The following is a 22,467-nucleotide window of genomic DNA, read 5'->3' as shown; positions in this document are numbered from 1 at the left end:
CGCATGACGCCGTCCGCACCCATCACGCCGTCCATCGTTCATACGAGCATCCGACACGTACGAACGGAGCCGTTGCACAACGAGTTCGAGTACCGAAGCTACAGCTGGCTCGTCGACGTCGACGATCTGCCCGAGCTCCCGAAGGCACTGCGATCCTTGGCGAAGTTCGACGCCGGAGATCACCTCGGCGACCCCACCCGATCGATTCGTGCCAACGTCGAGTCTTTTCTGGCAACTAACGGATTGGAGTTCGCCGGCGGCCGCATCCTCATGCTTGCGAACGCACGTGTTCTCGGGCATGTGTTCAACCCACTGAGTGTGTTCTGGTGTCTGAACGACGACGGCAGTCAGCGGTGCGTCGTTGCCGAGGTTCACAACACCTACGGCGAGCGGCATTGCTACCTGCTCGAAACCGACGAACGCGGCGGGGCTCGCACGTCCAAAGAGTTCTACGTGTCTCCATTCAACGATCTGGACGGCGAGTACCGGATGCGACTTCCGCTACCCGACACCGCGCTCGCGCTCTCGATAGTTCTGGCCCGTGACGGCAAGGCGCCATTCGTAGCCACGGTGTCCGGTCGTTGTGTGCCGGCGACGACGCGCGAGATCGTCCGCAGTGCGCTCTCCATCCCGCTGGCTCCGCTGCGAGTCGCCGCGCAGATCAGATTTCAAGGAATCCGGCTGTGGGCCAGGCGCTTACCTATCGTTCCCCGACCGCAACATCACCCGCAGGAGGCAGTGCAATGACCACAACCACTCTCGGCACCGAACCTTCCGCTCACCCGATCGAATCCGAGCGGTGGCCGGGCGTTGCCACGGTGCCCAGCGGTTTCAAAGTGAGGGTTGCGTCGCCGGTTGCCCGCGCTCTGTTCCACAAGGCGGTCGCGCGCTTGCCGCTGCGCGTTCAGATGCCCAACGGCGAGTTCTCCGGTGGAGGTAGTCCGGATTCGCCGTTGATGGTCATCCACCGTCCAGATGACTTCGCTGCTCGTGTGGGCGACAGTGGGTTGATCGGATTCGGCGAGTCGTACATGGCGGGCGATTGGGAAGCCTCCGACCTCACCGCGGTCCTGGAAGTCTTCGCCTCCCGGGTGGCGACGCTGATTCCCGACTTCCTGCAGCGGCTACGAGGCCTCTACATTCCGAAGCAGCCTCGCAGTGAGCGGAATTCGACGCAGAACACGCGCTCGAACATCTCCCGGCACTACGACCTCTCGAACGAGATGTTCGAACTGTTCCTCGACGACACCATGACGTATTCCAGTGCTCTCTTCGAGGATCTGTCGGTGGGAGCTACCCCGTCGTGGGACGCGTTCGCAGCGGCTCAGCATCGGAAGATCGATCGCCTGCTGGACGGTGCGGGTGTCGGTCCCGGTTCGCGAGTGCTCGAAATCGGCACAGGCTGGGGAGAATTGGCGATCCGAGCAGCCGAGCGCGGAGCAACGGTGCGCTCAGTGACCCTGTCGGTCGAACAGCAGGAATTGGCGGCGAAGCGGATAAGCGCTGCGGGACTGGCTGATCGCGTTCAGGTCGACCTTCTCGACTATCGGCAGGTGCAGGGGGAGTACGACGCCGTCGTGTCGGTCGAGATGATCGAGGCTGTCGGCCACCAGTACTGGGGAAGCTACTTCCAGACGATCGACGCCCTGCTGGCGCCGGGTGGGCGCGCGGCGATCCAAGCCATTACGATGCCGCACGATCGGATGCTCGCGACCCGCAACACCTACACCTGGGTGCACAAGTACATCTTCCCCGGCGGATTTCTCCCGTCGGTGCGGGCGATAGAGGACGTCACCGAACGCATGACAACCCTTCGGGTGCGTGAGCGGATGTCGATGGGCGATCACTACGCGCAGACGTTGCGGCTGTGGGACGAGCGTTTCAGTGCTCGCACCGACGAAGCGTCCGCGCTTGGGTTCGACGCAGTGTTCGCGCGCATGTGGCATTTCTATCTCTGCTACTCCGAGGCAGGGTTTCGCTCGGGATATCTCGACGTCCAGCAAATTGTTCTCGATCGGAGGAACCAGCGATGACCGCCACGATGGATCGAACGGCGCAAGATGCCGGCGTTGCGGGCCGTCTCTCGGACATCCTCAGTCCACTTGTCGGCGGCGAACTTCCGGTGAGATTGACTGCTTGGGACGGCAGCACAGCAGGTCCGGAAGATGCTCCGAAAGTGACGCTCTACAGCCCGAATGTGCTGCGACGCTTGCTCTGGAATCCCGGCGAGTTGGGAGCGGCGCAGGCATATGTTCTCGGTGAACTCGACGTCGAAGGCGATCTCGGTGATGCGCTCACACACGTGTGGAAGGTCTCTGCCGAGCGGGGGCTCGGGTCGATCACCCCGACCCCGTCTCTCGTCCTGGCCGCGGTCAAGGCTGCGCGATCCTTCGGTGCTCTCGGGAGACCTTTGGCTCCACCGTCGTCGCAGGCTCAGGTGAAGGGCCGCTTGCACAGTCTCGCGCGCGACCGCGAGGCGATCGGGCACCACTACGATTTGTCGAACGATTTCTACCAACTGATCCTCGATGAGAACATGGCGTACTCCTCGGGCTATTGGACTTCCGACGCGCCGGAATACACGCTCGAAGACTCACAGACAGACAAGCTGGATCTGGTGTGCCGCAAGGTCGGCCTCGATCGAGCGCGAGGCCTACGGTTCCTCGATGTCGGCTGTGGTTGGGGCTCGCTGAGCCTGCATGCAGCGCGTGAGTACGGCGCTCGGGTTGTCGGCATCACGATCTCGGCGGAGCAGAAGGCTTTTGTCGACGCGAAGATCCGCGCACTCGGTTTGAAAGACTGGGTCGAGATCCGGCTCCAAGATTATCGTGAGATTCCGGACGGGCCCTTCGATGCGGTCGCGTCGATCGAGATGGGTGAGCACGTCGGTGAGGACAACTATCCGACATACGTGAAAGCGCTCCACGACAACGTTATTGCCGGTGGCCGTGTGCTGATTCAGCAGATGTCACGCACCGGTGCGCACCCCGGGGGAGGTCCGTTCATCGAGTCGTTCATCGCGCCGGACATGTACATGCGGCCGGTCGGTCGCACTGTTGCGATGATCGAGGAAGGTGGACTCGAAGTCCGGGACGTGCACGCCCTGCGTGAGCACTACGTGCGGACCGTCGACGCGTGGATCGAGACCTTCGAATCGAACTGGGATCGCGTCGTGGATCTCGTGGGTGTCGAAGTCGCTCGGGTGTGGCGTCTCTACCTCGTCGGCGGAGGAATGGCTTTTCGGGACGGCAGGATGGGCGTCGATCAGATTCTGTCGGTCCGGCCGCACGGTGATGGTCGATCGGATATGGAATCGGTCCGGCCGCAGTGGGTGTCGCGGCGATGAACGGATTCGACTGGGGCGCATTCGGAGTGGTCACGCTCACGAGCCTGTTGGCGATCGCCGTCGGAATGGCAGTGACAGCCACCATCGGTGTACGGATCGGGCGGCACAATGTTGTCGACGTGTCGTGGGGCGCCGGCTTCGTTCTGATCGCGCTCGTGTCCGCGATAGTGGGAACCGGCGACCTCTGGCGCCGGTTGCTGATGCTTGCGCTGGTGGCGATCTGGGGTCTGCGGTTGGCGACGCACATGGCGATCAGATCCCGCGGCAAGGGTGAAGACCCGCGGTACGAAGAAATGCTCGGACGAGCGACGGGTAATCGAACGCTGTATGCGATCCGCAAGATTTATCTCACGCAGGGGATTTCGTTGTGGTTCGTCTCCCTGCCTATCCAGGTCGCAGCAGTATCGAACGGTAGCTTCGGGCTTCTTGTTGTGCTCGGAATCGTGCTGTGGATTGTCGGCGTCACGTTCGAGACGGTCGGCGACCGGCAGATGGAGGAATTCAAATCCGATCCGGGTAGCCGTGGCCACATCATGGATCAAGGCTTGTGGGCGTGGACGCGGCATCCCAACTATTTCGGCGACGCATGCGTCTGGTGGGGGATCTTCCTCGTCTCGGCGTCCGTGTGGCCGGGAGTGTTGACTGTCCTCTCGCCGATCGCCATGACGTACTTCCTGGTCTTCGCCACCGGTGCGCGGTTGCTCGAGCGACATATGGAACAGCGTCCGGGTTATCGCGAGTATCAGCAGCGGACAAGTTACTTCATTCCGCGCCCGCCGAAAGCCCGATCCGGGACGTAGGCTCTTTCGGGTGAGGCGAGAGCATGGGTGATCTGAAGCTGCCGGGTGCGGTGGGAGCGGTTGCCGTCGGCGGAGCACTGGGGGCACTGAGTCGATACGGGCTGGGGGAGCTCTTTCCCCACATCTGGACGACGCTGGTCATCAACGTCGTCGGCTCGTTCGTTCTCGGTGTTCTCGCGGCCCTCCTCGTCCACAACAAGGTTGGGTACCTCTTTCTCGGCACCGGGTTCTGTGGCGGCTTCACCACTTTCTCGTCCTTCGCGGTTCACGCCGTGACGGAGAGTCCGTGGCGATCGATTCTCTATGTTCTCGGGACGCTGATTCCCGCGATCCTCGCCGCTGCACTGGGCAAAGGGCTCGGTGAACGCTGGATCCGCGCGCGGGACGGAGCGTCGGCATGACAGTTCTCCTGGTGGCACTCGGCGGCGGCGCTGGCGCGAGTGGCCGGTACCTGTTGGCGCGGTATGTACCCGCGTACAAGGGATTCCCGGCTGCGACGTTCGCCGCCAACGTGATCGGCTGCTTCCTCCTTGGATTGTTCACCGGGGCAGCTCTTTCCACCGAGATGGCCGCACTTCTGGCGACCGGATTCTGCGGTGGCTTGTCCACCTACTCGACCTTTGCGAACGAGAATGTCGGGATGGTCGAGAGGCGCCAGACGGCCCTCTCGCTGATCTACATCGTCGTCAGTTTGATCGTCGGACTGTCCGCTGCGTGGTTGGGAATCCAGATCACGGATTGACCGATCCGGCGTCGAGCGTGCACGCCACGCGGCCAGGGTAGACAATTGTCCACAGTCGCGTCGACACAGTGGTCGACCACCGGGCCGAGGGGGATTCGTGGCGCACGAACGAGCAGGACAAGTGGCTCTGCCAGAGGATCTGATCGACGTTCCTCATCTGGTCACCGCGTATTACACGCGCACCCCGGATCCCGAGAACCCGATGCAGCAGGTACTTTTCGGCACTTCAGGACATCGCGGTTCCAGTCTCGACGCGGCGTTCAACGAAGCTCACATCCTGGCGACAACCCAGGCGATTGTCGAGTACCGCGCTTCGCAGGGCATCGACGGACCACTGTTCATCGGCCGCGACACACATGCGCTCTCGGAGCCTGCCTGGCTGTCGGCCTTGGAGGTTCTGGTCGCCAACGACGTCGTCGTCCTCGTCGATTCACGCGATGCCTACACGCCCACCCCGGCGGTCAGCCACGCGATCTTGCGGTACAACTCGACGGGACCGGAGGCAAAGGCCGACGGCATCGTCGTGACGCCTTCACACAATCCGCCGCGTGACGGCGGCTTCAAATACAACCCGCCACACGGCGGACCCGCGGATACGGATGCGACGTCGGTTATCGCCGATCGAGCGAACGAGCTACTGCGCAAGGGGCTTTCCGGGGTACGGCGTGTCACGGCGGCGCAGGCGCTGGACCGCGTCGAACGCTACGACTTCCTCCGGTACTACGTCGAAGACCTCCCCTCTGTCCTCAACCTCGATGCAATCCGCGATGCCGGAATCAGGATCGGTGCAGATCCCCTCGGCGGGGCAAGCGTCGACTACTGGGGCGCGATTGCCGAAACTCATCGACTCGACCTCGAAATGGTGAATCCGCTCGTCGATCCGACCTGGCGATTCATGACGCTCGACACTGACGGCAAGATCCGCATGGACTGCTCGTCGCCCGACGCGATGGCGTCGCTGATCGGAATTCGGGATCGCTACGACATCGCGACCGGAAACGATGCAGACTCCGACCGCCATGGCATCGTCACGCCCGACGGCGGTTTGATGAACCCGAATCACTATCTCGCCGTTGCCATCGAGTATCTCTTCGCGAACCGGCCAGGGTGGCGCGCAGACACCAAGGTGGGCAAGACACTCGTGAGTTCCTCGATGATCGACCGCGTGGTCAGCAGTGTGGGCCGCGAATTGCTCGAGGTTCCAGTCGGTTTCAAGTGGTTCGTTCCCGGTCTGCTCGACGGGTCGGTGGGATTCGGCGGCGAGGAAAGCGCCGGTGCATCCTTCCTCCGCCACGACGGTTCCGTCTGGACGACGGACAAGGACGGCATCATCCTTGCGTTGCTCGCGTCGGAAATCACCGCGGTGACGGGAAAGTCTCCGTCAGCGCATTACGACGCGTTGGCCGAGAAGTTCGGGAGCCCGGCGTACGCGCGGATCGATGCGCCCGCGACACGCGCACAGAAGGCAGTCTTGGCGAAACTGTCTCCCGATCAGGTGAGTGCGACCGAACTGGCGGGTGAACCGATCACGGCGACACTGACCGCGGCGCCCGGAAACGGCGCGGCGATCGGTGGTCTCAAGGTGACGACAGAGAACGCGTGGTTTGCAGCGAGGCCGTCCGGCACGGAGGACGTGTACAAGATTTATGCCGAGTCGATGAAGGGCGCCGATCATCTGGCTCAGGTTCAGGCAGCGGCCAAGGACTTGGTGTCCGGCGTCTTGAAGGCGAACTAGCTCGCGGACCGCTCGTGTCGCCCGGCTAGAATTCCGGGCGACATGAAAACTCGTGCAGCCAAGCTGCCACAGGAAATTTGGGTACTGGTCGCCGCCAGCTTCGTCATCGCCCTCGGGTTCGGGTTGGTCGCTCCGGCTCTACCGCAGTTCGCGCGCAGCTTCGACGTATCGGTCACCGCCGCCACGATCGTGATCTCGTCTTTCGCATTCATGCGATTGGTGTTCGCGCCGATGAGCGGCACTTTGGTACAGAAACTCGGTGAGCGTCCGGTCTACATCGTCGGCCTTTTGATCGTCGCGGTCTCGACCGGTGCGTGCGCTTTCGCCGGGGAGTACTGGCAACTTCTGCTGTTCCGGTCGTTGGGCGGTATCGGGTCGACGATGTTCACGGTGTCGGCTCTCGGGCTGATCATTCGCATGTCACCGCCGGACAGTCGCGGCCGCGTCTCGGGGCTGTACGCGACAAGCTTTCTCATGGGATCGATCGGCGGCCCGCTGGTCGGCGGTGCGCTGTTGCAGTTCGGTCTGCGGATGCCGTTCATCATCTACGCAGTTGCGCTGGTGATCGCCGCGCTCGTTGTCTTCGTGAGCCTGCGTGGATCTCACCTGGCGTCACCGGACAAGGCTGTCGATGTGAAGTCGATGACTCTCACAGAAGGGCTCCAGTCGCCGGTGTACCGGGCAGCGCTCGGATCGAACCTCGCCTTCGGCGGGGTGATCTTCGGAGTTCGCGTTGCCATGGTCCCTCTGTTCGTCGTGGAGTTCCTCGACCGAGACCCGTCGATAGCGGCCTACGCTCTCACGATCTTTGCCGTCGGAAACGCGTTGGTGTTGATCGTGTCCGGACGACTCTCGGACCGCTTCGGACGCAAGCCCTTTGTCGTGAGCGGTCTGCTCATCTGCGGTCTGGGAACCATCGCAATGGGATTCACCGACAACCTTGTGGTGTTCTTCGCCATCGCCGCAGTGACCGGTGTCGGCTCCGGGCTCATGAGTCCGGCCCAGCAGGCCGCGGTTGCCGATGTTGTCGGATCGACGGCCCGAGGCGGACCCGTTCTGGCGGTATTCCAGATGATGTCCGACATCGGTGGGGTAGTGGCGCCGATTTGTGCCGGACTGATCGCCCAGCATGTGTCGTACTCGGCGGCCTTCGCGGTGATGGGAGCCGTAGTAGTCGTGTCGGCGACGGGTTGGTTGTTCGTTCCGTCGCGAACGAAGCCCGTCGAATCCGTCGTCGAAGATCTGACTGATGTGACGGTGCTAACGGATACTCCTGCGCGGACAAACCTGGACTGACCGGGCATTCTGTACTCTCGATCGGGTGGCAATTCGCATCGTGAGTCTTGTGGCCCGATTGGGTTTGGCGGCCGTTTGGCTGATTTCCGGGGGACTCAAGTTCTTTGATCCCGTGCAGACGAAGATCGCGGTGCGCGCCTATCAACTGTTGCCCGAGTCGCTGGTAGGTCCGGTGGCGACGGCTCTTCCCCTGGTCGAAATAGTGCTGGGCCTGCTGATCCTCGTCGGGCTGGCGGTGCGAGTATCCGCTGCGGTCTCGGTGGTCATCCTCACGGTTCTCATTGCGGTGATCATTTCGGTGTGGGCCAGGGGATTGTCCATCGACTGCGGATGTTTCGGCGGCGGAGGTGCAGCCGACGTCGGCGCTTGGGACTATTTGAAGGAGATTCTCCGGGACCTCGGCTTCTTGGCACTTGCCGTCTGGCTGCTCGTGTTCCCGCGTTCGCCGCTCGCATTGGGGCCCGGATCACGCGCGGCGTTCTCAGTGGATACTCAGTCTTCAGTGGCAAGGTAAGCAATCGGTAAATCGTTTCGACGCACGAAGGACTGCATCAGCGTGAGCACCAAGAGCAGCAAGAACAAATACTCGCCGGAACCGGTCTCGAGCCGCTCCACCTACATCATCGGTGGCCTCGCGGTGCTCGTGATCGCGGCCCTCGTCATCGGCGGTGTCTTGTGGACGAACAGCAAGAACAAGCCCCAGAACGACGGCTACGGCTCCGTGCAGAGTTCCGAAGTTGCCGTCACGGTGCAGGACAACGGAGTGGTGCTGCTCGGCAAGCCCTCCGCCGCGACGACCATTGATCTCTTCGAGGATCCGCTGTGCCCGGCCTGCGCTGCTCTCGAGCACCTCAGTGGCCAGGCTCTCGCGGCCGCCGTCGACAACGGTGACGTCGCCGTGCGGTACCACATGCTGAACTTCCTCAACCGGGCGTCGGGCAGCGGTGACTACTCCACACGGGCCGGCGCCGCTCTGCTCTGCGTCGCTCAGGGTGGTGACGCGATCGCGTACTCCGCATTCCACAACAAGCTTTTCGCGACCGACACGCAGCCTGCCGAGGGCGGCAGCAGCGATCACACCAACGACGACCTCGCCCAGATCGCTCGTGATGCGGGCGCATCCGAGGACGTGGCAACCTGCATCTCTTCCGGTACCAACGTCGAAGCAGCCGCGGCCAATGCTGCAGCCGCCAGCCAGGCGCTCAAGGATGTCGGGTCGAACGGGACGCCCACGGTAGTGGCGAACGGCAAGATCGTTGACACGGGCAGTAGCGACTGGGTTTCCAAGCTCTCCTCCTGAGTTGAAGCGGCCGCTCGGACGAGGAGCGGCCGCTTCGCTCTGACCAGGCGATTTGTTGCCCAGGAGTCAAGTGGTGTAACTTTCTTCCAGCAAGCGGAAAGCAGTAAAGCCGCTTCGAGTTCGACTGTTAGAGTGAATTGAATACGGGGCTATGGCGCAGCTGGTAGCGCACCACACTGGCAGTGTGGGGGTCAGGGGTTCGAGTCCCCTTAGCTCCACCAAAAAAGACCAGGTCAGAGGATATTCCTCCGGCCTGGTCTTTTCGTATTCGAGGATGTTGTCCTAACTCTGTCCTACGGCCTCAGAAAGTGCGGCCGAAGCGGCCACTAACCGATCGTTCGACACTCGCCCGTAGACCGCCTGAGTCATCCGTTCCGAGTGGCCGTGCCAGGCAACGACTACGTCGGCGGGGACTCCGGCTGCGCGCATACGTGACACCGACGAATGCCGGAGGTTCCGCAGCGTGATCTTCGACAGTCCGGCCTCGCGGCGCTGCTGTGCGAACATTCGCGAATACTCCTTAACTGGTAATCCTTGGACCTGACGCCGATGAAATCGTGGGCGGTTTCCTGACCGATCTCGGTCAACCACTCGACAACCTGCACGACGACATCGTCGCTCAGCGTGTGGTCGGGGAATTGCTCGACGTACTGCACGATCTGGAGGTAGTCGCGCGGCGAGCACGCCGTCAGATCGACAAGGCTGAGCAGCGGCGAGCAGCGTTTCACCAGCGGATCACACACCGCGATGATGCGGCTGACCGTGAGGCAGCCGAGCGGGAGCAGCGCTGCGCCGAGGAATCGGCAGCGCGTAAAGCGCTGGAGGACAGGATCTCTCGGGTCAGACTGTGTGCCGAACAGCACGGCTTGATCCTGGAGAAGGTTCCGAATTACGACGCCGTCGGTGTGGAGCGGTGGCGACTGGTCACCTCCGAACGAGGTAACCGACTGCTTCCGCACCGCTTCGATGATCCAACCGCCTGGCGCGCCCTGGAAGTCTTGTCCGAGGTGGACGGCAATTCGTGGTGCTACCTGAAAGCGAGGGACCACTCCGACAAGTCGAGCAATGGCTCACCCACCACTGAGGGTTGCGGGGGATGTAGCCAGCTGTTCAGGTGAGCGGCGACCCTTTCACCTGAACAACGTTGTTCGCTAACCGGGTGAAATGTGAAATGTAGTCTGTGAACCGTGCCCAAACGGACAAACGAGTTCCAGGAAATCGTCGCAATCATTCATTCCCATCTCAGTGCGGGTGCGACAGTCACGGAGTCGAAGATGCTCAGAGATCTGGACTCTGGGAACTTTAGGGAAGTAGATACGTGCATCGAAAGCGTGACTGCTGGACATCCGGTCATAGTGAGCATCGAGTGCCGAGCCCATAAGCGCCCGCAAACAGTCAGTTGGGTGGAAGAAATGCATAGCAAGCATCTGAGGCTTCCCACAAATGTCTTAGTTCTCGTTTCGTCGTCAGGGTTCACCCGCTCAGCGATCGAGAAAGCTCGACAATTCGGGATCACTACCGCAGTTCCTGGAGAAATCGAACCGGGAAGGTTCGGCACCGAGGTGGTGGGGAAACTCGACGCGATCTGGATGAAATCCTTCACTCTGACCGTGGGGAAGGTGCGCCTGTGGGTCGAGGAAAGCGCTGACCGCCCGGCCGAAATCGTGGTGCCCTTTCTCGATACCTCACTCTTCTTCGAGGATGGGGACTTCGCGATGTCGGCACAAGATCTTGCGCAAGGATTCATGAGCTCGGTCGACCTGGAGAACGATGCGATGCGCGATGCGCTTGGTGACGAGGAGTTTTTCACCATCGGACGCGATCCGGCTACGGCCTTAGAGCCGGAGTCGGGTGAAGCAGTCGATCTCTACCTGAAGAAGGAGGAGCCGACCGGAAACTACTTGCGCAAGATCACCCGTATTGAGATCACCGGTCCGGCGGAAGTCACTGTCGCAGAGATCCCTCTCACTCATCGTGAACTCAACGGAACCGGCTATTCGGCTGGAGCTGCAAAGCTCGGTGATCGGGCGGTGTTGGTAGTCGCGACAGAGACACCAAGCGGCGAAACAAGCCTCACCGCACGATTCGACGCTCCCTAACTAGCTGTCTCGGCTTACTCCATCCCAGGTAGGAAACTGTTCAGGCCGTGTGCGGTCCGTCGAAACAACCTTCCATCGTCCTAACGGCTTGGGCACGCCGCCGCCGCCGAACTTAAATCGAGTTTGTCTCTGCCACCATTTCCGAGCGGAACTCAACCGGTACCACTGCCAGACCTGCACGTTCGGCTCGACGAGATTGGACCGTACAAACTCGCTGCGAACGTGGTCCCGCGCGAACAGCCCCCGTACCTGGGACTCGTTGTGTCCGATGCCAAACCACACTCGGCCGGAATCGTCGTCGTAGACCTCAATCTCACAACGCAGCGGCTCGCTGGTGTTATCGAATCGGTCGGCCGACTGGCTGAGGTCCTTCCATTTCGGCTCCACTTGATCGTCCACCCACAAGTAGGTCCGAACGTCGTATCGAGTACCGAAACCGGAAGCATGAACCGACGGCTCGAACTTCCGCAAACCTCGGTCGCCGTTGATATGTGTCACCACCCCTGACCTGTTGCTCTGAAACATCAGCGCTTGAACGTCCGCTGTCCGGTTTCGTCGGTGCTCTCTGGTGTCCCGCAACAAGGCCACGAGCGCCACGAGGAGCGCCAGAACTGCGATCAGTATTGTCACCATCTCAGTTCGCCATCGATCCGCCTTGGAGGCACTCAGCCGCGTAGTCCATAGACCCGTCGCTGTAAATGCCGGTGCCCGGCTGGTAGAGCGAAGCATCAGCGCACCCGACGAGTTCGCTACCGCCAGTTCCTGTGGCTCTGCCTTCGGAATCAATCGAATTGGGGTACGGGTTCGGCAGCTTATCGACTGGATTCGTCGTCGGTACGGATTGCGGAGCTTCTGTCGTGGGCTTCGGTGCCGAGGCGGTGCTTTCAGCTGTGGCGGTGACCAGCGTTCCCTCCGGCACCCGCCACTCGATCCGAACATCTTGCCCGCTGAGATTGGACTGATAGCCGATGAACCGCGCCGTGTGCGGAATGTCGAGTGTCACCGCGCCGTCGGCGGAAGAATTGGCGGGTAGGTCGATGAACTTGCTACTCCCCGGGCTCGAACAGGGATTCGCGTCAGACAACGCGATATTCTTGACGACTTTGCCGCCAGCGTCGACGTAGTAGAAATCGGAAGGCCACAGCCACTCAGTGCTTGGCGCAGCACCGATCTCAATGAATGCGGAGAATCGATTCTTGCTGACGAGTCCAGGATGCTCACTGTTGAGCGGACAGCCCTCGATCGAGAGAGCTGTGTCGGACACGGCGAGCAAGAGCGCGCCGGTTTCATCCTTCACCTCAGCTCGCTGGCCGAGGTCGACCTCGACAGCCCCACGCTTGTTCGTTAGATCGGCTGAGGCCGTGACGGACTGCGATGACGCTTCGGGGCGCGCCGCGCCGTCGTCGGTCGATGAACAAGATGTAGCGAGGACGCTCGCCGCGATGGCACTCAACAACAGTGCAGGTACACGAGGATTCATGCTCAGATCAAACCAGACCAACTGGACGCATTGTCTCAAGAGGTGCGATCGACGTCGGCAGTCAGGACCATCGAGGCGCGGGCGTCATCGCCTGAGCGTGTCCTACTGCTGTCCTAGGACACCTGACTACTGCGGCACACGTACTAGACACATCAGACGGAAAAGACTGAAAGCGTGGACGTTTCGGAACGCACTGAACGCACGCTTACAGGTCGATTCACACTGGCAGTGTGGGGGTCAGGGGTTCGAGTCCCCTTAGCTCCACCCGAACAAATGCTCTGCACCAATCGGTGCAGAGCATTTGTTGTTTCGTGCGCAATACTGTCCGCGGTGAGGCTTGATCATCCCGTGCATTCTCGGCATGGGGACCGTCGGCGGAACGGAGAACCATGAGTGCACACGTGGCGATAATCGGGGCAGGATATGCGGGCGTCATGGCAGCGAAGCGACTGCTGCGAACTCGGTCGGACATCACGGTGAGCGTCGTGAATCCGCGCCCACACTTCGTGCAAAGAATCAGGCTCCATCAGATGATCGCGGCTGGCTACGACGCGACGGTCTCGTTCGACAGGGCGCTACCGCGTGCGGCACACCGAGTCTTCGGAGAGGTGACGACGATCGAGGCGGCGCGCGGCAGGCTCACCCTCGACGACGGAAGCGTGCTCGACTACGACTACTTGGTCTACGCAGTCGGAAGTAGGCAGTTACCCAGCACGATCGCCGGGGCGGACGAGCACGGGTTCGGCGTCGCCGAATTCGAGGACGCGGTCCGCCTCTCGTCCAGGCTGGCGACTCTCGACGAGAAGGCTGCGGTCTGCGTTGTCGGCGGCGGTCTCACCGGGATCGAGACTGCCGCAGAATTGGCTGAGCAGCGAAGCAGCCGAATCACTTTGGTGACCGGAGGAATCTTGGCCCCGGATCTGTCAGATCGTGCTCGATCGGCAATTCTCAGAACATTGACCGACCTTGGGGTTGATATTGTCACCGAATCCCGGGTGACTCGGATCGACGGTTCGTCCTGCGAGCTAGCGGGAGGTGTACGGGTTGAGGCCGATTGCACGATTCTCGCGACAGAATTCGGTGTCCCCGAGCTGGCGCGCCGAAGTGGCCTCCCGGTCGACGATCTCGGTCGTCTGAAGGTCGACGATCGACTGGAATGCTCGTCCCACCCCAACATCTTTGGTGCGGGCGATGGCGTCGCAGTCGGTGATCTTTCACTGAGGATGAGTTGTCAGGCCGCGATCCCCTTGGGAGTCCATGCGGCCGAAACAATCCTGCATCGACTCGACGGCTCCCCACCGTTGCCGGTGCTTCCGAAATTCGCCGGGCGATGCATCAGCGTTGGGCGGCGACAGGGGGTGTTCCAGCGGACCACTCGCGCCGACGAAGCAACGGGCATGTTTATTGCAGGCAGGGCGGGTGCATTCGTCAAGGAAAGGGTCTGTTCGTCGACGACCGAATGGGCTGTCACTCCACGCCGCTCTCCCTTCTACAGCTGGACGTGAGCCGCAGTTGGTCACGCTCGATCGCAGACTCGATCGATGATCGCCGCAGTCTTGCGGACGTACGGTTGACGGACGATGTCTTCGTGACACGCGTCGACGTCGTCGAATTCGAGGGAGCCCGTGGCGATGAGTGACCAGATCTCACGTCCACGGTTGTTGGTGGATCCACGGATCACCGTGACAGGCGCGGCGCACGTTCGCATCCGATGCTTCCGGAGCGCCTGGCCGCCGATGTAGAGGAACACCGTCCACTGGGTGGCCGGTGGGTACTGCAGAATGCCGGCGAAGAGCGTGCGGATCCACATCGCCGCGACGGTGCGCCTGGTCGGCTTCCATCGAGTATTGGTGGATGGTTGTGGTGCGAGATCGACGATCGACGGATCCAAGCTGATGCCCGCTCGACCGGCCAGTCGTGCGGCAGTCTCGGTGGAGATTCTGGTGTCGAGAACGGTGACGTGCTCGACAGTGTCACCGGACTCGGACAGCTGTGACGCCATCTCCAGCGCCACGTAGCCGCCGTACGAGTAACCGGCGAGGAGGTATGGCCCGGTGGGCTGAATCTTCTTGATTTCGAATATGAAACGGCGGGCGCTTGCTTTCACTGACCGGTCGGGTAGTCCGCGAGATTCGAAGCCATGTGGCTGAAGTGCGTAAACCGGCCGATCGGTGTGAAGCGCTTTCGACAAGGTGGACAGCGTCGTCGATGGGCACCCCGCTCCGTTCATGATGAACAGCGGTCGCCCGGACCCTTCGAGCTTCAGCGGAACCGTCGTGTTGTGACAGACACGATCATCGGGATCGATTCTGCACCGATCCAACAGCGCTGCAAGGTCTTTGACGGTGCTGGCGGCCGCGAACTCCGCCGCTGTGATCCGGATCCGGAACATGTCGTGAATCTTTGCCACCACTTCGGTTGAAGCAAGCGAATCGCCACCGAGTTCGAAGAAGTCGTCATCACGGTCGATGGAGTCGATACCGAGAATCGACTCCCAGATCGAGGACAACCACAATTCGGCGGGCCCGGCGAGAGTCGGTGGAGTGGACCGCACCTCGACGGAGGGCAGCGCTGTTCGATCGACCTTTCCTCTTTCGTTGCGCGGCAACGCTGGCATCAGAACAAAATGTCGGGGGAGCATCCAGGCCGGCAGATATGTCGCCAATTCGCGCCGCATCTCGGCGCCCGACCGTGCCATCGCGGCTTTGGTCAGGACCACGTAGGCGACAATCTCCGGTCGATCGTTCTCGAGGACGACAGCCACGAAAACATCGGCGACGCCGGGAATTCGACGAATATGCGCCTCGACTTCCATCGGCTCTACCAGATAGCCCCGAATCTTGACGGCGTCGTCGACGCGTCCTCGCAGTTGTAGTTCGCCGCGTTCGTCGATACGGCCCCGGTCACCGGTCCGGTAGATGTTCACTCCGTCGCCGAGGCGCGTGAATCGTGCCGCAGTGCGATCCGGGTCACCGTGGTATCCATCGGCAAGATCGCTCGAGACAACCTGTATCTCGCCGATCTCTCCGTCGGGGAGAGGCACGCCGTTCACATCGACGATCTGTACGTCCTTGCCGTCGCGAGCACGTCCGGCCGGAACCACTCCGACGGGTAGTTCGGAATGTGGTGGGAACGCGTTGTACGCGACGACACCGGTCTCGGTGGTGGCCAGCCAGTTGACGTACGTGACGCGAGCGAAGCCGTGACTGCGATGGCGCGCGTAATCCTCGCCGTGCACTGCTTCCCCGTACGTCACGACGACCCGCAGCGATCCGAGCGAATTATCCTGTGCTTCATCGGATTCGAGGCTTGACCACGCCCGCAGGAATGACGGCGCGCAGTGCGCGGTCGTGATCGAATTCTCGATCAGCCAGTCGTCGATTCCCGAAACTCCGTCTATGCGTGGATCCCAGCAGTAGACGGTGACGCCGTTCATCAGTCCCATGATCAGGGCCGTGATTCCGGCTCCGAAACTGACGGGCAAGAGGTTTCCGATGTGATCGTCGGGGCGCAGGTCGATTGCTGCGGCGAGTTCGTCGGCTTTGTTCAGGCACATGGAGTGGCTCAACACGACTCCCTTGGGCGCTCCACTGGTCCCTGATGTGAACGCGATCATGGCAGGGTCGGAACTCGATGGTTCCAGCGCGTTGTCGAAACGGAAGCCGGTTGCGGCCGATTCGTCGAGGATCGACTGCAGCGCGACGGCGCCCGAGGCGCTCATGATGTGCGCTCGCCGGGCCTCGGGGAGTTGTGGGTCGATCATGACCAAGGGCCGACCGGAAATCAGAGTAGCGAGGATGGCGGGCACCGACTCGGCGGTTGGTTCGAGATCGACCGCAACCGGGCGAGCCCCGTGTGACCCACGTAGGCGAAGTTCGCGGACCAATGCATCGGTCCGGAGTTCGAGTTCGGCGAAAGTGATCCGGTCGCGCGGAGTCACGACGGCAACGGTGTCGTGCTGCATCGAGGTGACTCGGCGCCACCTCGACTCGATCGTCTCGTCGATGACTGCATAGCGAGTGCGCTCGAGACCTAAGTCGACAACCTTCATCACAGTAGCTCCGTCCGACTTTCAGCTATCTTTGAGCAAAGACTACATAAGGTTTGTGAAGTAGGTCCATAACAAACCGAAAGTAGTTTTACATACGTCCCCATCCTCCAGTCCGTCAGCTCCGAATACCTTGAGGAACCAATGCCGATCGAGCGTTGTACAGACGAGGAGCAATGACATGAAGTGGTCGGGGCGAAGTGCGATTGCGATTGCGGGAGTGTGCGCCGCAGCGACGCTGTTTTCGGGAACCGCGCAGGCGAGCCCACTCTGGGAACCTCTGCAGCCGGTGGCGAACCTGGACGTCGCGCGCTACGTAGGGGAATGGAACCAGGTGGCGGCGATTCCTCAGCCCTTCAACCTCGCGTGCGCGAAGGACACCCGGGCGAGTTACGGGATCGTCGATTCGTCGAACGTGAGCGTGAAGAACACGTGTACGACGTGGACCGGCCAAGCCAACGAGATCGTCGGGAATGCCCGAGTTACCGATCCAGCAACGGGTGCCCAGTTGCATGTGAGCTTCCCCGGGGTGCCCTCGCAGGAGAGTTTGGACGGTCCGCCCAACTACATCGTCACGTATATCGCCGACGACTATTCGTGGGCACTGGTGGGCGATCCACTCAGGCTTTCCGGGTTCGTGCTCTCACGGTCCCCGATTGTCGACGCGGCCGGCTGGAGTGAGATCCGTCGGGTCGCCGAATCCCGTGGATACAACGCGTGCACGATCTTGACGTCACCGACCACCGAGGGCACGTCGGACATCCGTCCGCTCTGCACGGTGTGAGTCTGCTGTCAGCGTGAACCTTCCGGAGCCACACTCCACTACGATCACTGATCGGTACGTGTGGTTTCGGAAGGTTGCGTGGTGGCGAAGAAGCAGATTCCCGTAATAGTCGTCGCAGGCTTTCTCGGTTCGGGAAAGACGACGCTGCTCAACCATCTTCTGCGCAACAACGACGGTGTACGCATCGGCGTGATCGTCAACGACTTCGGCTCCGTCAACATCGACTCGATGATGGTCGCCGGTCAGGTCGATTCGATGGTCTCTCTCAGTAACGGCTGTTTGTGCTGCGCTGTCGACGTCTCGGACATGGACGAGATGCTGAACAAGTTGGCGCACCGGCAATCCGGGATCGACGTCATCGTCATCGAGGCGAGCGGGCTTGCTGAGCCGCGGAACATGATTCGACTCGTCCTCGGAAGTGAGAACCCGTCTGTCGTCTACGGCGGCCTGGTGGTCCTGGTCGACGGAGCCAATTTCTCCACCGTTCGCCGCGAACATCCCGAGCTCGATCAACATGTCCGCCTGGCAGACCTGGTGGTAGTCAACAAGATCGACAGCGTTCCGGTCTCCGAGCGCGAGAGATTCACGGCCGGAATTCGCGAGTTGAATCCGCGAGCGCCGATAGTGGAGACGGCGCATTCACGGATAGACCCTGCTCTGCTGTTCGATTCCGGTGAGGTGACCCCTCCCGCTCCGGGCGATCAACTGAGCCTCGACGAGCTCCTGCGCGAGGGGCACGACGACGATCACGAGGACGGCTCGTGTCACCACGATCACCTGCACCACCGCTACGAATCGGTTGATTTCACGTCGGAGATGCCACTCGATGCCAGGGCTCTGACGCATTTCCTCGAGAATCAACCGCCGGGGGTGTACCGCATCAAAGGATTCGTGAACTTCGAGATTCCGGGTTACACAGGAAAATTCGAGATCCAATCGGTGGGTGATCATGTTCGGATCACGCCGCTGCGGTGGAAGTCGGGCGAACCTCGAACCACGCAACTGGTTGTGATCGGTACCGGGATGGATTCGGGAGCGGTCGGCAGCGCACTCCGCGCCTGCGTGCGCGAGGAAACGGTCGAACCGCACCCCGACGCCATGCTGGGATTGCACCGCTATACCGTCGGGGCGTGAGTGAATCAGATGTATCCGTGTACGAAGCGATTCGGCGACGGCGAGACGTTCGCGCCGAGTTCTCGGGAGAGGTCATCCCCGACGAAACTCTGATGCGCATTCTCGACGCCGCCCATCGCGCGCCGAGCGTGGGAAACACGCAACCGTGGGATTTTGTCGTCGTTCGTAATCCGGAGACGCTCAATACCTTCGCGGCACATGTCGCCGATGCCCGGCTGAAGTTCGCACAGTCTTTGCCCGAGGATCGCCGATCGACGTTCGACCCCATCAAGATCGAGGGAATCGCCGAGAGCGGTACCGGCATCGTCGTCACTTACGACCCATCACGCGGTGGCCCGAACATCCTCGGCCGTCATACCGTCGACGACACCGGACTGTTCTCGGCGGTACTCGCAATTCAGAATTTGTGGCTCGCCGCGGTAGCCGAGGAGATCGGCATCGGCTGGGTTTCGTTCTATGACGAGAAGTACCTCACCGAACTCATGGGCATTCCGTCACCCGTACGCCCCATTGCGTGGCTGTGCGTCGGGAAGGTGACGGAGTTTCAACAGGTTCCGGATCTCGAGCGCTTCGGATGGCGACAGCGCCGGCCATTGGCCGACGCTGTCCACTACGAAACCTATTGAGTTGTACCGGGTGGCCTAGCGCGCGGGACGGCCCCCGGTGGAGCCTGCGGTGCGAGCGCCGCCGCCGGTGCGGGGACGGCGAGCGCCGCCGCCTGCATGTTCCTGACGGGCAACTCCGCCGGTGCGAGCACCGCGTGACTGACCGCCTTGTCCGGAGCGCGCCTGACCCGAACGTGCTGCGCCGCCGCGTCCACCCTGGCCGGCGGGACGCTGTCCGCGTCCACCGTTCGGCTGGGCCGGAGCCTTCGGAGCCGGCGTCACGTGCGGTGCGATGTCGCCGACCAACTTGACGACGTGCTCGGAGCTGGCAGTCGAACGAACCGGGGTCACCTTGATGGCCGCCTTACGCATGAGGATCGCGAGATCCTTACGCTGCTCGGGCAGAACCACGGTGACCACGTCGCCGGCGCTGCCTGCTCGAGCGGTGCGACCACTGCGGTGCAGGTACGCCTTGTGCTCGGCCGGCGGATCGACGTGGACGACCAACTCGACGTCGTCGACGTGGACGCCGCGCGCTGCGACGTCGGTGGCGACGAGGACGCGCGCTTCACCGGCGGAGAATGCCGCCAGGTTACGGTCGCGAGCAGCCTGAGAGAGGTTGCCGTGCAGGTCCACTGACGGGATGCCCGACTCGGTGAGCTGGCGAGCCAACTTGCGTGCCTGGTGCTTGGTGCGCATGAACAGGATGCGACGACCGGTACCGGAAGCGAGCTTCTCGACCAGAGCCTTCTTGGCTTCGACGCCGTCGACGTCGAACACGTGGTGAGTCATCGCGGCGACGGGGGAGTTGGCCTCGTCGACCGAATGCATGACCTCGTTCTTGAGGAAACGCTTGACGAGCTTGTCGACGCCGTTGTCCAGCGTTGCCGAGAACAGAAGGCGCTGCCCGTCCTGCGGGGTGGACGAGAGGATGCGGGTGACGACGGGCAGGAAGCCGAGGTCGGCCATGTGGTCGGCCTCGTCGAGCACGGTGATCTCGACGGCGTCGAGGCTGACGAATTTCTGCTTCATGAGGTCTTCGAGGCGACCGGGGCAGGCGACGACGATGTCGACTCCGGCCTTGAGAGCCTGAACCTGGCGGTGCTGCGAGACGCCACCGAAGATGGTGGTCACGCGCAAGTCGTATGCGGCGGCCAACGGTTCGAGGGTTGCGGTGATCTGGGTGGCGAGCTCACGCGTCGGTGCGAGCACCAGGCCGAGCGGTCGACCCGGACGACGCTTGCCTCCGGACAGTTCGCCGGCGAGGCGGGAGACCATGGGGATGGAGAACGCGAGGGTCTTGCCGCTTCCGGTCTTTCCGCGGCCCAGTACGTCGCGCCCCGAAAGAGTGTCGGGGAGGGTGTCGATCTGGATCGGGAACGGAGAAGTGATTCCGCCGTCTTCGAGAGCTTTCACCAGCGGTGCGCGCACACCGAGGGCTGCGAAGGTGGTAGCGGGCGTAGAGATGTCAGACAAGTGTGTTCAGAGCCTTTCGGGCACGTGTTCGTGCCCGGATGCCGACACGGGAATTAACCGGTCGAACAATCAAGCACAGTGGTGGCGGCGCTGCCGGTCGGCAGGCTTCTTCGCCGTAAGAAGAGCGGGTGCATTGAGCACTCAGCAAGAAAATTTGCGTTCTACGACGCTGGATGCCCGATTTCAGGCACCTAGTGATCGCAACTCTACCTTCTCGGAGCGTTCGACCTACAACCCGACCCATTCGGAGACGCCGTTCGCGAAGTGTTGCCGCTTCCAGATCGGTACCTCGTGCTTGATGCGCTCCACCAGTTCGGCGCACGCGGCGAACGCCTCCGCTCGATGCGGGGCGGCGACGGCGGCGACCAGTGCGAGATCACCGATCTCGAGGTGACCGACGCGATGGATCGCAGCAACCGGCAGGCCGGTCGAGGCTGCAACCTCTTGGCAGCACGTCTGGAGGAAGCGTTCGGCATCCGGATGCGCTTGGTACTCCAACGCTGAAACTGCTTGACCTCCATCGTGATTGCGCACCGTTCCCGTGAACACCACAACAGCGCCGTTCTTCGGACCGGCAACGGCGGCGTCGACGGTGTCTGCGTGAATCGGTTGCTCGGAGATCCGAGCCAGTAGCTCACTCATCGTGTGCTCCTCCGCCTGCGACCTGCGCGAGCAGGTGATCGATGATGGGTTCGAGGACGGCGAGACCGTCCTTCACTCCACCGGGAGAACCCGGAAGATTGACGATGACCGTCGTACCTGTGAGACCTGCCACACCACGGCTCAGTGACGCGTGCGGGGTCTTCTCGAGGCCCTTGGTTCGGATCGCTTCTGCGACCCCGGGCAACTCACGGGTCAAGACTGCCCGGGTAGCTTCCGGCGTTGCATCCGTGGGGGAAGCACCGGTGCCGCCGGTGCTGATGACAAGCGACGGGGAGCCCTCCTTGGCGTCAGCGATGCCTGCCGCGATGTCTGCGTCGGCGTACACAAGCGGTCCACGCACCTCGAAGTCCCGCTCGCGTAGCCAGGCTGCGATCGTCGGTCCGGTGGTGTCGGGTCTGGTTCCGTTGGCACCGCCGGTGGAAGCGACGAGGACGGTTGCGGACCGTGGCGAGGCGAAGGCGTGCGCCGGAGATGTCTGTGAGTTCTGAGTGCCGCGGGTCCAATGTCCGTGTTTACCACCGTCTTTGGTGAGCAGGCGAACACCGTTCATAGTGGCTCCGGGATCGACCGCTTTGACCATGTCGTGCAAGGTCAGGCCGGCTACCGCGACGGCGGTGAGTGCTTCCATCTCGACGCCGGTCTGTCCGCGAGTCTTTGCCGTCGCTTCGACGGTGATCGAGGTTTCGGTGAACCCGAATTCCACCTTGACCGACGAAAGCGCGAGCTGATGACACAACGGGATCAGCTCTGACGTCTTTTTTGCACCGGCGATTCCGGCAATGCGCGCGGTGGTGAGGACATCGGCCTTGGGCATGCCGTCGGCGCGGACGAGGCGAACTACCTCGGCGGTCGTGACGAGTTCACCGGCAGCGACGGCGATGCGCGTCGTCTCGGCCTTGGCGCTGACGTCGACCATGCGCGCTCGGCCTTCGCTGTCGACGTGTGTCAATTCGGTCATG

General features: G+C 62.1%; 22 protein-coding genes and 1 tRNA gene. 17 read left to right on the top strand and 6 right to left on the bottom strand.

Going from position 1 to position 22,467, the window contains the following annotated elements; genetic code table 11:
* The first annotated feature begins 3 nt into the window (after positions 1-3).
* The 11 genes from R4P70_RS16345 (at position 4) to R4P70_RS16295 (ending at position 9,440) form a co-directional block, all read left to right on the top strand.
* Positions 4-747 (top strand): DUF1365 domain-containing protein, encoded by a 744-nt coding sequence (locus R4P70_RS16345; protein WP_092763872.1) that lies wholly within the window; start codon positions 4-6, stop codon positions 745-747.
* Positions 744-2,033, top strand: a complete 1,290-nt coding sequence (locus tag R4P70_RS16340) for an SAM-dependent methyltransferase (RefSeq protein WP_069145920.1) — start codon at positions 744-746, stop codon at positions 2,031-2,033. Before R4P70_RS16345 ends, R4P70_RS16340 begins: the two co-directional genes overlap by 4 nt.
* Positions 2,030-3,346, top strand: a complete 1,317-nt coding sequence (locus R4P70_RS16335) for a cyclopropane-fatty-acyl-phospholipid synthase family protein (RefSeq protein WP_317831013.1) — start codon at positions 2,030-2,032, stop codon at positions 3,344-3,346. The genes R4P70_RS16340 and R4P70_RS16335 overlap by 4 nt, the downstream gene beginning before the upstream one ends.
* Positions 3,343-4,146 (top strand): DUF1295 domain-containing protein, encoded by an 804-nt coding sequence (locus R4P70_RS16330; RefSeq protein WP_042951461.1) that lies wholly within the window; start codon positions 3,343-3,345, stop codon positions 4,144-4,146. The genes R4P70_RS16335 and R4P70_RS16330 overlap by 4 nt, the downstream gene beginning before the upstream one ends.
* Before the next feature lie 23 nt (positions 4,147-4,169).
* Positions 4,170-4,547 (top strand): fluoride efflux transporter FluC, encoded by a 378-nt coding sequence (locus R4P70_RS16325; RefSeq protein WP_019747864.1) that lies wholly within the window; start codon positions 4,170-4,172, stop codon positions 4,545-4,547.
* Positions 4,544-4,888, top strand: a complete 345-nt coding sequence (crcB, locus tag R4P70_RS16320; protein WP_019747865.1) for a fluoride efflux transporter CrcB — start codon at positions 4,544-4,546, stop codon at positions 4,886-4,888. Before R4P70_RS16325 ends, crcB begins: the two co-directional genes overlap by 4 nt.
* 97 nt (positions 4,889-4,985) lie before the next feature.
* Positions 4,986-6,623, top strand: a complete 1,638-nt coding sequence (gene pgm / locus R4P70_RS16315) for a phosphoglucomutase (alpha-D-glucose-1,6-bisphosphate-dependent) (RefSeq protein WP_317831012.1) — start codon at positions 4,986-4,988, stop codon at positions 6,621-6,623.
* Between the two features lie 42 nt (positions 6,624-6,665).
* Positions 6,666-7,919 (top strand): MFS transporter, encoded by a 1,254-nt coding sequence (locus R4P70_RS16310; protein ID WP_084326404.1) that lies wholly within the window; start codon positions 6,666-6,668, stop codon positions 7,917-7,919.
* A 25-nt stretch (positions 7,920-7,944) separates the two neighbouring features.
* Positions 7,945-8,433, top strand: coding sequence for a MauE/DoxX family redox-associated membrane protein (locus R4P70_RS16305; protein ID WP_019747868.1), 489 nt, complete (start codon positions 7,945-7,947; stop codon positions 8,431-8,433).
* A 42-nt stretch (positions 8,434-8,475) separates the two neighbouring features.
* Positions 8,476-9,219, top strand: coding sequence for a thioredoxin domain-containing protein (locus R4P70_RS16300; RefSeq protein ID WP_007731305.1), 744 nt, complete (start codon positions 8,476-8,478; stop codon positions 9,217-9,219).
* A gap of 145 nt (positions 9,220-9,364) precedes the next feature.
* Positions 9,365-9,440 (top strand) — tRNA-Ala (locus tag R4P70_RS16295).
* Between the two features lie 61 nt (positions 9,441-9,501).
* Here the strand turns inward: R4P70_RS16295 and R4P70_RS16290 are convergent.
* A complete protein-coding gene (locus R4P70_RS16290) occupies positions 9,502-9,726 on the bottom strand; it encodes a tyrosine-type recombinase/integrase (protein WP_054801644.1) in 225 nt (74 codons plus the stop codon).
* Between the two features lie 50 nt (positions 9,727-9,776).
* Here R4P70_RS16290 and R4P70_RS16285 point away from each other — a divergent pair, with 50 nt between their 5' ends.
* Positions 9,777-10,337, top strand: a complete 561-nt coding sequence (locus R4P70_RS16285) for a hypothetical protein (protein WP_243617138.1) — start codon at positions 9,777-9,779, stop codon at positions 10,335-10,337.
* Between the two features lie 294 nt (positions 10,338-10,631).
* Positions 10,632-11,318: a hypothetical protein gene (locus R4P70_RS16280; RefSeq protein WP_317831011.1), complete on the top strand. Its 687-nt coding sequence runs from the start codon at positions 10,632-10,634 to the stop codon at positions 11,316-11,318.
* A gap of 634 nt (positions 11,319-11,952) precedes the next feature.
* On the opposite strand, the gene R4P70_RS16275 is transcribed toward R4P70_RS16280, so the two are convergent.
* Positions 11,953-12,798, bottom strand: coding sequence for a hypothetical protein (locus tag R4P70_RS16275; RefSeq protein ID WP_042951463.1), 846 nt, complete (start codon positions 12,796-12,798; stop codon positions 11,953-11,955).
* A 389-nt stretch (positions 12,799-13,187) separates the two neighbouring features.
* Here R4P70_RS16275 and R4P70_RS16270 point away from each other — a divergent pair, with 389 nt between their 5' ends.
* Positions 13,188-14,303 carry an NAD(P)/FAD-dependent oxidoreductase gene (locus R4P70_RS16270; RefSeq protein WP_317831010.1) on the top strand — a complete coding sequence of 372 codons (1,116 nt, stop codon included), beginning with the start codon at positions 13,188-13,190 and terminating at the stop codon, positions 14,301-14,303.
* An 11-nt stretch (positions 14,304-14,314) separates the two neighbouring features.
* Here R4P70_RS16270 and R4P70_RS16265 read toward each other — a convergent pair whose 3' ends face one another.
* Positions 14,315-16,849: an AMP-binding protein gene (locus R4P70_RS16265; RefSeq protein ID WP_317831009.1), complete on the bottom strand. Its 2,535-nt coding sequence runs from the start codon at positions 16,847-16,849 to the stop codon at positions 14,315-14,317.
* A 178-nt stretch (positions 16,850-17,027) separates the two neighbouring features.
* On the opposite strand from R4P70_RS16265, the gene R4P70_RS16260 reads away from it, so the two are divergent.
* From R4P70_RS16260 to bluB, 3 genes are all read left to right on the top strand, one after another.
* Positions 17,028-17,630 carry a lipocalin family protein gene (locus R4P70_RS16260; RefSeq protein ID WP_020969274.1) on the top strand — a complete coding sequence of 201 codons (603 nt, stop codon included), beginning with the start codon at positions 17,028-17,030 and terminating at the stop codon, positions 17,628-17,630.
* An 81-nt stretch (positions 17,631-17,711) separates the two neighbouring features.
* A complete protein-coding gene (locus R4P70_RS16255) occupies positions 17,712-18,764 on the top strand; it encodes a CobW family GTP-binding protein (RefSeq protein ID WP_070796200.1) in 1,053 nt (350 codons plus the stop codon).
* Positions 18,761-19,390, top strand: a complete 630-nt coding sequence (bluB, locus tag R4P70_RS16250; RefSeq protein ID WP_019747874.1) for a 5,6-dimethylbenzimidazole synthase — start codon at positions 18,761-18,763, stop codon at positions 19,388-19,390. Before R4P70_RS16255 ends, bluB begins: the two co-directional genes overlap by 4 nt.
* A 15-nt stretch (positions 19,391-19,405) precedes the next feature.
* On the opposite strand, the gene R4P70_RS16245 is transcribed toward bluB, so the two are convergent.
* The 3 genes from R4P70_RS16245 to moaCB form a co-directional block, all read right to left on the bottom strand.
* Entirely contained in the window at positions 19,406-20,845 is a 1,440-nt protein-coding gene (locus tag R4P70_RS16245) for a DEAD/DEAH box helicase (RefSeq protein WP_029255082.1), read from the bottom strand.
* A gap of 228 nt (positions 20,846-21,073) precedes the next feature.
* Complete coding sequence (locus tag R4P70_RS16240) at positions 21,074-21,487, bottom strand: molybdenum cofactor biosynthesis protein MoaE (RefSeq protein WP_007731311.1); 414 nt, start codon at positions 21,485-21,487, stop codon at positions 21,074-21,076.
* Positions 21,480-22,466, bottom strand: a complete 987-nt coding sequence (moaCB, locus tag R4P70_RS16235; RefSeq protein ID WP_029255083.1) for a bifunctional molybdenum cofactor biosynthesis protein MoaC/MoaB — start codon at positions 22,464-22,466, stop codon at positions 21,480-21,482. The genes R4P70_RS16240 and moaCB overlap by 8 nt, the downstream gene beginning before the upstream one ends.
* Position 22,467 lies beyond the last annotated feature (1 nt).

The organism is Rhodococcus sp. IEGM 1241 (assembly GCF_033142365.1).
Taxonomy (GTDB): Bacteria; Actinomycetota; Actinomycetes; order Mycobacteriales; family Mycobacteriaceae; genus Rhodococcus_F; species Rhodococcus_F erythropolis.
The sequence above is the reverse complement of the archived record's forward strand: the minus strand, read 5'-3'. Positions and strand labels throughout refer to the sequence as shown.